The 12,403-nt window shown below is 61.5% G+C and carries 9 protein-coding genes; 2 read left to right on the top strand and 7 right to left on the bottom strand.

Annotated elements, in window-relative coordinates:
- Positions 1-5 precede the first annotated feature (5 nt).
- Genes ACOTSS_RS04895 through ACOTSS_RS04880 form a run of 4 tightly spaced genes read right to left on the bottom strand, consistent with a single transcriptional unit; the run spans position 6 to position 3,734 of the window.
- Entirely contained in the window at positions 6-719 is a 714-nt protein-coding gene (locus tag ACOTSS_RS04895; RefSeq protein WP_448690410.1) for an SDR family NAD(P)-dependent oxidoreductase, read from the bottom strand.
- Positions 716-1,552 carry a fumarylacetoacetate hydrolase family protein gene (locus tag ACOTSS_RS04890; RefSeq protein ID WP_448690409.1) on the bottom strand — a complete coding sequence of 279 codons (837 nt, stop codon included), beginning with the start codon at positions 1,550-1,552 and terminating at the stop codon, positions 716-718. Before ACOTSS_RS04890 ends, ACOTSS_RS04895 begins: the two co-directional genes overlap by 4 nt.
- A 3-nt stretch (positions 1,553-1,555) precedes the next feature.
- Entirely contained in the window at positions 1,556-2,863 is a 1,308-nt protein-coding gene (gene eno / locus ACOTSS_RS04885) for a phosphopyruvate hydratase (protein ID WP_448690408.1), read from the bottom strand.
- Positions 2,850-3,734, bottom strand: coding sequence for a phosphotransferase (locus tag ACOTSS_RS04880; protein ID WP_448690407.1), 885 nt, complete (start codon positions 3,732-3,734; stop codon positions 2,850-2,852). Before ACOTSS_RS04880 ends, eno begins: the two co-directional genes overlap by 14 nt.
- A 278-nt stretch (positions 3,735-4,012) precedes the next feature.
- Here ACOTSS_RS04880 and ACOTSS_RS04875 point away from each other — a divergent pair, with 278 nt between their 5' ends.
- Positions 4,013-5,236 (top strand): MFS transporter, encoded by a 1,224-nt coding sequence (locus ACOTSS_RS04875; protein ID WP_448690406.1) that lies wholly within the window; start codon positions 4,013-4,015, stop codon positions 5,234-5,236.
- Between the two features lie 25 nt (positions 5,237-5,261).
- Here the strand turns inward: ACOTSS_RS04875 and ACOTSS_RS04870 are convergent, their stop codons facing one another.
- The gene (locus ACOTSS_RS04870; protein ID WP_448690405.1) at positions 5,262-7,619 is read right to left on the bottom strand and encodes an alkaline phosphatase D family protein; all 2,358 of its coding nucleotides are present in this window, start codon (positions 7,617-7,619) and stop codon (positions 5,262-5,264) included.
- 138 nt (positions 7,620-7,757) lie between these two features.
- Entirely contained in the window at positions 7,758-8,048 is a 291-nt protein-coding gene (locus ACOTSS_RS04865) for an MAPEG family protein (RefSeq protein WP_448690404.1), read from the bottom strand.
- 158 nt (positions 8,049-8,206) lie between these two features.
- On the opposite strand from ACOTSS_RS04865, the gene ACOTSS_RS04860 reads away from it, so the two are divergent.
- Complete coding sequence (locus ACOTSS_RS04860; protein ID WP_448690403.1) at positions 8,207-8,575, top strand: winged helix-turn-helix transcriptional regulator; 369 nt, start codon at positions 8,207-8,209, stop codon at positions 8,573-8,575.
- Positions 8,576-8,971: 396 nt separating this feature from the next.
- Here the strand turns inward: ACOTSS_RS04860 and ACOTSS_RS04855 are convergent, their stop codons facing one another.
- Positions 8,972-12,349 carry a TonB-dependent receptor gene (locus tag ACOTSS_RS04855; RefSeq protein ID WP_448690402.1) on the bottom strand — a complete coding sequence of 1,126 codons (3,378 nt, stop codon included), beginning with the start codon at positions 12,347-12,349 and terminating at the stop codon, positions 8,972-8,974.
- Positions 12,350-12,403: the final 54 nt, after the last annotated feature.

The following is a 12,403-nucleotide window of genomic DNA, read 5'->3' as shown; positions in this document are numbered from 1 at the left end:
CGGGATCAATAGGTCGCGCGCCCGCCCGAAAGGTCGAACACCGCGCCCGTCGTGAAGCTGTTCTCCGCCGAAGCGAGCCACGCGATCATTGCGGCGATTTCATCGAGCTCGAGAAAGCGCCCGCGCGGAATCTTTGCCAGCATGAACGCGACAAATTCCTCGCTCACGGCATCGAAGATGCGCGTGCGCGCGGCAGCAGGCGTCACGCAATTCACCGCGATCCGCTTCTCCGCAAGTTCCTTGCCAAGCGATTTGGTGAGCGCGATGACCGCTGCCTTGGACGCGCTGTAGGCTGCCGCATTGGGATTGCCTTCCTTGCCCGCTATCGAAGCGATGTTGACGATACGGCCATAGTCCGCGTCGATCATCGCCGGGATGACCGCGCGGCAGGCGAGGAACGTCCCGCGCACATTGACCGCCTGCACCCGCTCCCAATCTTCCACGCTATAGTCCCAGGTCGCCGCGGTCGGCCCCGCGATGCCGGCGCTATTGACCAGAATGTCGATCCCTGCGCCGCGCTTACGCGTCAATCGCATCGCCTCATCGACGCTTTCGGGATCGGAAACGTCGACGTCGATACCGCCAGCGCCGGCGCCTTCCAGATCCCAGACCGTCACCTGCGCACCAGACGCGCGAAATCGATCGCATACCGCCGCACCAATTCCCTGAGCGCCGCCGGTGACAACGGCATGACGTCCTTCGAGGTCGATCCGGTTCACAGCGCGACGACCTTTTGCGACTGCTCGCCGAGCCCCTCGATGCCAAGGCGCACGGTATCGCCCGGATGCAGCCAGCGTTGCGGAGTAAAGCCCGCGCCGACGCCGCTCGGGGTTCCCGTACAGATGATATCGCCGGGCATCAGCCGCGCAAACTGGCTGAGATAGGCGACGATCTCGCTTACGCCGAATATCATGTCGTCGGTGCGGCCATCCTGCACCCGCTCGCCGTTGACCTCCAGCCAGAGGTGCAAATCCTGCGGGTCGGGGACTTCGTCGCGCGTCACGATCGCTGGCCCCAGCGGGCAGAAGTTCGGGAAACTCTTTCCCTTCATCCATTGCCCGCCGCGCTCCATCTGCCAGGCACGCTCCGACAGGTCGTTGACAACAGCATAGCCGAGCACATGGTCGAGCGCGTCGGCCTGCGCCACCGCGAGCGCCGGCTTGCCGATCACCACCGCGAGTTCGACCTCCCAATCGAGTTTTGTCATCCCTTTCGCAAACAGGATGTCGTCGCCGGGCCCGCACAGGGTCGAGGCGGCCTTGCTGAACACAATCGGTTCGGCGGGAACCTCGAGGCCCGCTTCGCGGGCGTGCAGCGCATAGTTCAGCCCGATGCACCAGATCGTCCCCGCGCGCGCGAGCGGTGGACCATAGCGGACATTGGCTTCATCGACCTTGGGAAGCTCGGCAGCCGCGAGCCGCGCAATCAGATCTTCGCTTAGCGTTTCGGGACGATAGTCATCGACGACCGCCGAGGCATCGCGCAGCACGCCTTGTGTATCGCGGATGCCCGGGCGTTCGCGCCCCAATTCTCCAAACCGTACCAGCCGCATCGTCTATTCCTTTCGATCGCGATTCCACCAGGTGCCGGCGAGCGGCGCGCCGCCGACGAATTTTTCCTCACCCGCCTGTTCGGCAATGCGGAGCACTTCATTCCATTTGGCCGTGCGCTCGCCGCGCGCGAACGATCCGACCTTTAACTGCCCGGCGCCCAGTCCGACGCTGAGATGCGCTATGGAGACATCCTCGGTCTCGCCAGAGCGCGCCGAAACGATCGCGCCCCAACCTGCGGCTTGCGCGGCCTTCAGCGCAGCCACTGTGCGGCTGACGGTGCCGGCCTGATTGACTTTGATCAGCGCCGTATTGCACGCGCCGGCGGCGGCGGCGATGCGCACCCGATCGGCGTTGGTAGTGAGGAAGTCGTCGCCGACGACCTGGATTTCGCTGCACCGCTGGGTGAAACTCACCATGCCCTCCTCGGCCGTTTCGGCGAGCGGATCCTCCACGGCCACGATCGGATAGCGATCGACCCAGCGGGCGAGTGCGTCGATCATCGCGTCCTCGCTCAATGGCGCATCACCATGCGACAGCGCATAACTCCCGGCACGGGCGAACTGCGTCGCCGCGATATCGAGCGAAATGACGACCTTGTCCCCCGGCACCTGCCCCGCGCGTTCGATCGCGCGGACGAGCGTATCGAGCGCGTCTTCGTTCGAATCGAAATCGGGCCACCATCCCCCCTCGTCGGCGACACCATGGACGGGGCCGCGTTCGGCCATGATCGCACCGGCGGCACGGTACACCTCTGCCGTTATCGCCAGCGCTTCGTCGAAACCGTCGGCGCCCGGCACCATGATCATGAAGTCCTGCACCGCGACACGTGCGGCGGCATGGGCGCCACCACCGAAAATCTGGATTTCCGGAAGCGGGATCGAAGACGTGGTTCCGAATGTGTCCGCGATACTCTGCCACAGCGGCATGCCCTTGCTTGCCGCCGCGGCATGGAGCACCGCGAGCGACGTCGCGACCGCAGCATTTCCGCCGATGCGCGAAAAGTTCGCAGTGCCATCGAGGTCTTCGAGCCGCCGATCGACCGCGGCCTGATCGGTCGCGGCAAGTCCGAGAAGGGCGGGCGCAATCGCGTCGGCCATATTGCGGAGCGCATGCTGAACGCCGAGGCCGCCAAAGGCGTCGCCCCCGTCGCGCAGGTCGATCGCCTCGCCCGCGCCGCACGATGCGCCTGCCGGTGCAATCGCGCGACCGAATGCCCCGCCGCGTAAATGCACCTCGGCCTCGATGGTAGGTCGCCCCCGCGAATCCCACACTCGTCGGCCGCGAACTTCGACGATTTCATCCGGGTTCATGCGAATATCCTGCTAAAAACTGACCTATCGAGTGAATGTCGGCGAGCGGCGCGGCGAGCAGCGCGAGGGCTGCACCGCGCACGGTCTGTCCCAGGTCGCGGTCCAGATATTCGGCTGGCGATTTGCCGCTCACCCGCGCAAGCATCAACGCGGGAACCAGCGCCGCCACGCGATTGGCAATCGCCGCGACATCCTCCCAGTCCACCTTCGCGAAATAGGCGCGCGACAAGCTGGTCGCCGCCTCAAGGAGTGCTGGCTTCGCGCCGGGAATGACGAGTGCCTTGATGAAAAGATGATGGAGGCAGAAGGCGAGGTCGAAGGCCGGATCGCCGTAGTTCGCGCATTCGGCATCGATGAACACCGGCCCTGCGGGACCGCAAAGAATATTCTTCGGACTGACATCGCCATGGACAAGCGCGATGCGCGCGAGTGCCTGCTCGTCTGCAAGCGCGTTGAGGCGCGCGGCCACACCGGGCTCGCGCATGGCCGTATGGCGAAAATAGGGCTCGATCCGCAGCGCCCCGAAATCCGCGTTATTCGAAAATGCTTTCGCGATGTTCTCATCGCATGCCGACGCCGCATGAATTTCGGCCAGCCGGGCGCCCAACATTTTGGAGAACCCGTTCGAAATGCGACCGGCGAACAATTCGCGCTTCCAATTTGGGTAGCGATCGGGGGGCAGATATTCCATGACGAGCGCCGGCCCTGCCGGATCGAAGAAATGGCAACGCGGCACAAAATCGGGAAAGCGCGTGCCGACCCAGCGAAGCCAGTTCCATTCGGCCTTGCTGCGTCCGATCGGAGCGCTCCACTCGGCCGTCGTCTTGAGCTGAGCGAGCGCCGATTTGATGCAATAACGCTGATCGCCCACCGTCACCTCCCAGACGTCGGAAGAAACGCCACCGTCGAGCGGTCGGAGTTCGAAACGATCATCTGCCAGCCCGAGGCCCGCGCGGCGAAGCGCGGCAATGATCGTCTTCCTTTGGTGATCCATGACATCCTCGTCCCGATCGCAGCCATCGCGCGATCCGTTTAGCGCTGACGTTCAATCAGCTTGGTTGTCAATTGTCAACAATATGCTACACGGGCCCATCAGATAATAATATCGGTGAGAGGGACAAGATGACAGCTACAGGCGAAAGCAATACCGTGTCCGGCACCGAAGCGCCTGAAGGCTCTCCGATCAGATGGCGAATCTGCGCGCTCCTGTTTTTCGCGACGACGATCAACTACCTCGACCGCCAGCTTCTGGGCATCCTCAAACCCGTGCTCGACGGAGAAATCGGGTGGTCCGAAAGCGACTATGGTCTTGTCGTCCTCGCCTTCCAGTTCGCCTACGCCATCGGTCTGACCGGCGCGGGGTGGCTGCTCGACCGGATCGGGACGCGGGCCGGATATGCGCTGGCGACCGGGGCCTGGAGCGTCGCGATCGGCGCGCATGCGCTGGCGACGGGGCTCGTCGGATTCGCGGCAGCGCGCTTTGCGCTCGGGCTCAGCGAAGCCGGAAATTATCCAGCCGCTATTAAAACAGTCGCGGAGCATTTCCCGCAACGCGAGCGTGCCTTTGCGACCGGCCTGTTCAACGCCGGGTCGAATGTCGGCGCGATGATCGCACCGCTCATGGTCCCGCTCATCCTCGCCGCTTTCGGCTGGCACTGGGTGTTCCTTATCGCCGCAGTCCCGGGGCTGATCTGGGTGGGTGCCTGGCTCGTCTGGAATCCGAAGCAGCGGAGCATCGAGGCGAAAGCCGCCGATCGCGTCCCGTTGCGTCAACTCGTGCGATACCGCGGCACCTGGGCCTATGCGATCGCCAAGTTTCTCACCGATCCTGTCTGGTGGTTCTTTCTTTTCTGGCTGCCCGACTTTCTTTCCAAGACCCATGGGCTCGCGATCAGCGAGTTCGCGCTGCCGCTGTTCACCGTCTATTTGATCGCGGACGTGGGCAGCATCGCCGGCGGCTGGACGTCGTCGACGCTGATGCGGCGCGGCGTGCCGGTCAATGCCGCGCGCAAGGGAACCATGCTGCTTTGCGCCATCGCCGCGCTCCCCGTCGCGCTCGCGCCGACTCTGACTTCGCTGTGGCCGACCGTGCTACTGATCAGCCTGGGCGTCGCCGCGCATCAGGCCTGGTCTTCGAACCTCCTGACACTCGTCTCCGATCTCGTCCCTTCCGGGCAGGCGGCGTCGGTCGCGGGCTTCGGCGGGACCATCGGTGCGATCGGCGGAATGGCGATGGCGTGGCTCGTTGGCCATCACCTCGATGCCGGTGACGGCTATGGCGCAATTTTCATCGCCGCAGCCTCTGCCTATCTCGCGGCGCTGCTTGTCATCCAGCTTCTCGTGCCGCGGATCGGTGCGGCCGACCGACCCTGAGATTCAATGCGAGCCGCGCCAAGTCTCACCCCACCCTGTTTTCGCCTTCATTCTCGTCCCGGCCGATCGTGAGCGGCCACCCGGGAAACTGGGCGTCCGCCTGGCCCGCAGTCACGTCGACCAGGAAGCGATAGGCATGCATCCTGTAGGTAAGCGCGGCCGTGTCGAACTCGACGACGCCAAATCCGCTGCCCTTCTGATGCGCCATGATATAGCGGTTGGGCGCGGTCCCGACTTCGGGATTGCCGATCGCATAAACATAAACGAGATTCCCGAAACTGTCGGCATATTCGCCCGTCGCATCCAGTCCGTGTGCCGGCCGGTTCGACACGGGAAGCCCGGCAGCTTCGGGCCGCCACCAGCGGGGCCAACCGGCGGCGATCGCCGGCGTGCAGAATGCCCAGTTGCTGTCGCGCTGCTTTTCGACGCCATATTGCGACAAGCTGCCAAGATGCGTGTCGCCACAAATATGCAGCGCCTTCGATTTTCGCATGATCCGCACGGTACGATTGCGCGCGGTCGCGGGCCAACCGCTGCTGTCGAAATCATATTTCAAATAGCGGTCGGGTTCAGGCTGATGCGTCGACAGCCCCGCAAACACGGTCTGGCTCAAAACTGCCTTCAAGCGATGGCCGTCCCAGTCCGCCGACCATTTTTCGAGGAACGCCTCCTGTCGTCCCCCCAACAATTGCAGGTCGGGCCGGTCGAACGCCGGATTCACGAAAACGGGATCTTCGCCCTGCCCCGTTTCGCCGACGACGATCCCCAACCGGTCCGGACCCGATTTCCACTGCCGATCGGCGAGAATCGCAAAACCGACATTTCCGTAGATCAACGTCGTATAGTAAGTGCTTATTCCCTGCAGCGATGGCGTGGGATCGTATGGATCGGGCAGATGCGCAACATGGGTTCGGTGAATCGCATTCACGACGCGCACCGGCTCGATATAACCGCCCCAGGCATCGCTGCGGCCTAGCGCCGTGGCTTCGGCCGACATGGGCGCACCGCCCTCACCCCACAGATTGCCCTGCAAGACATCGTGGTCGTCGGGCAGACAGACGGTCGGCGCGTGGCGCATCGCGTCCCTGAACGCCCAGCCGAACTGGTAGAATTTGCGAAGATAGTTGAGGATGGCCCGATCGGCGGGAGCACGAACGAGCCCGAAGCCGCCATGATTCTCGTAAATCTGATCGCCTGAGAAAAAGACGATGTCCGGCTTCAGCCGGACGACATTGTTGGCGACGGGCTCATAAGGAAAAGCATAGTCGTTCTGGCATGTCAGCGCCGCCATCTTCAGCGGACGGCCAGCCGGGTCAGCCTTGATCGTCCCCAGGTAGAAATCGGGTCGCTCGGTCCCATCGCGCAGCTTTTCGCGGTAGATGAGCCGATAGGATATATCCGCGCGCGCGTTCCAGTTCGCGATACGAAATGTCGCGACCCAGGCATCGGGGTCGAGAGCGGACGTGCCCAGCGATTTCCATCGTTCGCCGTCGCGGATCTGCAATTCGACCCGCTGCGCATCGCGCGAACCCATTGGCCCCGTGAGCGCGCTCAGCTTCAGGACATGGCCTTCATCGGTCCGCGTGTCGTTCAAGCTATACATCGCCCACAGGAGGGGCCCGAAACGACGGTCGGGTTTCTCGTCGAAGGCGTCCCCCTCCATTTGCCAGCGCCTGAAACGAAAGCGTGACCCCCCTTCACCGCTTGCATCGGTCGAAGCGACAGCAAAATTGCTCACGATGGCGACGTTGCCCATTATTTCGTCGGCTGGGACGAATTCTTCGATCTTGCCCAGCAATTCTCCGGTCCGCGCCGCGCGCACCTCGAACATCAGTGCGTAGACCCGCCCGCGCGGTTCGCCCGACAATTTGAGTTCCATCTCGTCGCGACCGATCGACCGGGACAAGCGAGCCGAGAGCTTGCCCAACCGAAGGGCTTGGTCCGTCACACCGGCGTCAAGGCCCTCCTGAACAAAGCAATTGCTGCGATACTCATTGATTTCGCTCTTCGCGCCGATCCTGATCGCGGCCCCACCGTTGCCAGTTCCTGCACCCACGTTGCGAAGGCATACCGAGATTTCGAAACGCCCGCTCGGATTGACGAGTTGATGGACTAGCGAGTGGATGCTGCGGTTGCCACCAGATGTCCGGCACTCGGCGGTGCCGTCGACTATTCGCCAATCTTCCATCGGGTTGGCCCAATATTCCCCGCCAATCCAAACCCGATCGAATCGATTGCTCCAATCATCGCTGACCCGCTTCGCAAGGCCGCCGGTTCCGCTTGCCTGTACCGCCAAGGAAGAACCCTTGGGAGATGCCGCCGTCGCGGCAAGGCCGGCCACGGCGATCTTCAATCCATCGCGCCGGGAAAAATTCTTCGACAAAGCTACACTCCTCCGCTGAACCACGATTGCGCAAACCTGTGGAAATCGGAGGTCACCTCTAACGTAATAGTCAATTGTTGACAATTTTAATATCGGCCTGGCATCGGTCAGGGCGCTGCAGCAACCCAGTCCGCATCGTCACTGGATAACCAGCGCTCCGGCTCCCGCGAGCAGTGCGCCATAGGTCGTGACCATTCCGGCCGCGCGTACCGGCGTCAGGCCGCTTAACATTCCCGCTGCATGGAGAGCGCGGCCAATGACGAGCAGCGCCGCTATCGTCCACAACAGCGCAGTTGCTACCTGTCGGTGTTCTGCGAGCCCAAGCAGGATGAGACCGAGCGGTACATATTCGACAAAATTGCCCTGCGCCCTGATGCGCCGCAGCAATGCCGGATCGTCGCCCACGCCGATCTCCGTGCCCACCTTCATGCGAAGCAGGCTGACCGGGAGGCTCAAGGCAATGAGCGAATTGCAGCCAGCGCTGCAACCATCGAAGTGATCGGAAGCATGTGATTTCTCCGCTATGCCAAGTGGTCGGGGTTGGTATATATCCTAACTTGTATTTTGCAAGTTAGGATATCGCGATTATGAAAGGCTTTCGCTCCGGCTGTCCGATCTCTTCGGCCCTCGATCTAATCGGCGACAAATGGACGTTGGTGATCCTGCGCTCTATGGTCATGGGCGCGAGCAGCTATTCCGACTTGCTTTCAGTCCCCGAGCGGATTTCCACAAATATCCTTTCCGAGCGGCTGCGAAGAATGGAAGCGGCCGGTCTTGTCGAGCGGCGTACCACGCGCCGGGGCGCCGCGCGCGGCGTCTACGCGCTCACCCGCAAGGGGGCAGCGCTGTTGCCCACGATTCAGCAACTCGCCCGCTGGGGTGAAGAGTATATTCCGGATCGATGGCAGGCTCCCGACAAATTCTACGCCGCACGTGCCGAGCAATTGGCCGGATAGCACGCAAGTCGCCGCAGCTTCCGCAATGATATTCTGTGAAGGGGCTGCGATTCCCGGCGATGAAAATCTGTGAAATGCTGGCAGGAATAGCGGATAGAACTGGCGCATCAATTTGCACCACGACGCGCTGCGCATGATCTGAGCTGCGAAAGGGAGCGTGCCGCCCAGCGAAATTGTCCATCGCTTGCGTCTGGTCGAAGGCGATCACACCATTGAAGCCGGGCAAAAACCATTCGATTGTATCATCGATGCGGCTTGTCGCTTCCCGGCGACACAAGTCGGCGCTTTGGTGTTGGACGCTCGTCGATCTCGAACCAACAGTTGGTGTCAAAAGATGCTCGAAGGGCCGTTCGTCCGTTGACAGACGAACGGCCCCGATCCTCATCTCAGAGCGCGTCAAAAGGTATAGCGGAAACCGAACCGGAAGATGCGTCCGGTGTTCGAGAGGAGAAGCGTGCGCCCCTTCGGCACGCTTCCAAGTGAGAGTGACTCGCCCGCAATGGCATTCGGAACCGGCTCATCGGCTTCAAGTACGGCATAATCGCGCCGCACCGTGTCGAGCAGATTGACGGCTTGGAAGTTGAACTGGAGGCGGTCGGTAATGTCGATGCCGCCCGAAACGTCGAGCGAGTCATAACCTTCCGTGTAGCGTCGCAAGCCGCCTTGCTCGGGCGCCGAGGAGACAAGATAGTCCGAGCGCCAATTGTAGGCCACACGAAGCTGGATCCCGCCCTTCTCGTAAAATCCGGTCAGATTGAACGTATGGTTCGACGTGTTCGGCAACGGTGCGGCACGAAACACCTGCGGGTTACCGAGCGCGTCGGTGATCGTCTGCTCCTTCAGCTTGGAGTCGGCATAGGTATAGTTGGCGACGAAACCGAGCCCGCTCAGGATGCCGGGGAGATAGGTGAAATTGTGCTGCAGCGACACTTCGACACCGCGCACATACCCGCTGCCGGCATTGACCGGGCGGTTGAACTGCACGATTTCGCACTCCTGGGTGGGATTTTGCAGCGAAAGATCGAGCACCCGGTTCGGCAGGCAATCGCCGAGCGGCTGGGCATTGGGCGTGTAGGGCAGCAACAATGTCGAAGCCGACGGGTCGAAGCTGCTGTCAGGATCAAACAAGCCGTTCGCGTCAAAGAGGAGCTTGCGGAAATCGCGAATGTAGAAGGTCTCCGACACGGAGCGTTCGGCATCCTTCAACTGCTTGTTGAACAAAGCGACCGAGAGAAGCGAGTTCCTATCGAAATACCATTCGACCGACAGGTCGAGATTGGTCGATCGGAAGGGCCGCAGGCTGGGATTGCCCGCGGTCGCGAAAGAATTGGAAAAGGTATTTTCGTTGAACAGGAAATTCGGCCGCAGCCGGTCGATATTCGGCCGAGCCATGGTCTGCGACGCCGCGAAACGGACGACGAGATTGTCCTTGGCAAGCCAGTTGAGGTTCAGCGACGGAAGGAAATTGTCGTAGCTGAAGCGATCCGTGGCGTCGACGGCCTGCAGAGGAACGAACGCGGGGTTGGTCTGGGCGACCAGATCGGGCCCCAGAACGTTGATGACGGCCGCACGCGCTTGCGCGAGCGTGGCGGTATTCGCCGCATTTCCAGCTCCGAAATAGCCGAAGAATGCAAGGTTTTCGGGTCGCTCTGCGAATTGAAGAAAGCTGGGCGTCGGCAGCGAGCCACCACGCACATCGACGTTGGTCTTCACCCAGCGACCGCCAAGATCGCCGAACACTCGGCCATCGGCAAATTCGAAATTGGCAAGCAAATAGCCGCCGAACACTTCAAGCGTCAGATCTCGAAAATCGCGGCCGTCGGGCGATGTGATGCCGGCATTTCCGCGCTGCTCCTGAAGTGCTGTGCGGAGCGCGAAGGGATCGAACTTGACGATGCCGTCGGTGATGCTGTCGCGCGGAAGACCGATCTGTTCGCCGAAGCCGTCGCGCAGGGCGCTCTCGCCGGGCACGACGAACGGCAGGATGCTGGCGCGCGGATCGCTGAAGGCAAAGCGGTCGAGGAAGGTGTTGGTCTGGCGTTGGACGCGGTTGCGCTTGTCCCACTTCGCGCCGATCTCGATCGATTTGATGGGGCCGAAACGCGTTTCCCAATCGACATCGAAATAGAGGCTCGTAGCCTTGTCGTCGATGGCGCGGTCGCGCGAGTTGATTGAACCGATATCGAACTCGAAACCGTCATCGACAATCGCGAGGTTCGGGTTGGCGCCATTGGTGCCGCCTTGCGTGCGATTGGGTACCGTGTCGCTGATGAAGATCGAGCAGATTCCTCCCGCTACACAGTCATAGCCCTTGGTGAATCCCGGACGATTGTCGAAGCCGTTGAATCCGTTGTCGAAACTCAGCGGCCCCGCCAAATCCTGATTCTCGATTTGGGCCGTGGCATAGATATACTCGTTATCACGGCCCTTGCTGCTCGAATGCCCGCCGGAGAAGTTGAAGGTAAAGTCCCCCGCCTTGTGCTCGGCGTCGAAACCAAGAACAAAGGTTTCTTCGTACGTGTCTTCATATTCCTGTACGGGGCGGACATAGCCGGGATTACGGGCATCGCCCGGACCATAATTTGTTGCGATCGAGCGATAGTTCAGAAGCGTTGACGTATTGGGGTCATACACATTGAATTGCCCTTCGCGTAACGGGAAGAACTGCGGCGCCGCGCGCATAGCCAATTGCGCCCGGTCGCGCTTCCGGTTTACATGCGTATAGGTCGCGTCGATCTGAATATCGGTGTCCGGCGTCGGTTGCCACTGAACCGTCCCGGTCACATTGTTGCGCTGCGTTTCAAAGAAGAGCTGGTCGTAGGCAATCTCGAAAGGCAAGAGCACCCGCTGCTTGTCTTCCGGTGCGGCTCCGCTCTGTTCGATCTGCCCGGTTTCGATATTGGTAAGGCCACCAGTGAAAAGCACGCCGGTGTTGTTGGAAAAAGGGCCAGCGATATTGTTCGTCGCCTCGTAGCGCGGGATATTGAGCGCATCGGTCCGGCCCGAAGTCTGCTCCGACGTTGCGACGAGCGACACGCCGATGGTGTCGTTCGCGAACTTCTCGGACAATGCTAGATTGACGCGATAATCCCCACCAAAAATATCGTCGCCGACGCTGAAGCCGGGGTCGGCGAACGGCGAGTAGCGCGCCTGGATATCGATCACGCGGCGGTCTTCCTTGACGGCGAGCGGCTTGAATGTCGTCAAGCGGATCGTCGCGCCGAGACTGCCTTCATTGTCGTCGGCGCTCGCGGTCTTTGCGACCTCGATCCGCGAGAGGATATCCGACGTAAAGGAGCTGAAATCGACCGCCTGCCCGGCGCTCCCGTTCCGCACGTCGCCGGCGGCATTGGTAACGGTAACGCCGTTGAGCGTGACGTTGTTCAGATTGGCGTCGACGCCGCGGACCGTGACCGTCGATCCTTCGCCATTGCTGCGCTCGATCGACACGCCGGTCACGCGCTGCAGAGCTTCGGCGATATTCTGGTCGGCCGACTTGCCAATATCTTCGGCGTTGATCCCGTCGACGATATTGCCGGATTCGCGTTTCGCGTCGAGGGCATCGGCGAGCGACCGGCGAAAGCCGGTCACGACGATCGCATCATCATCATCGACATTATCGTCCACAGACGCGCTGTCTGCCTGAGGCGATGCGGGTTCCTCGACCTGCGCAAGCGCGGGCGTCGCGGCATAGAGCAGCGCGCCAAAAGAGGCAGATAGAAGAAGGCTCCGGCCGAACCGAGCCTCCCCGCTCCGGTTAATAGTCATGGACATGATACTCTCCCCAAATTTTGTAATATTTGTCGTCATATTCGTCGATGCTCCGAG

Source organism: Sphingopyxis sp. NJF-3 (genome assembly GCF_053514865.1).
This window is presented reverse-complemented; position numbering and strand designations above follow the sequence as displayed.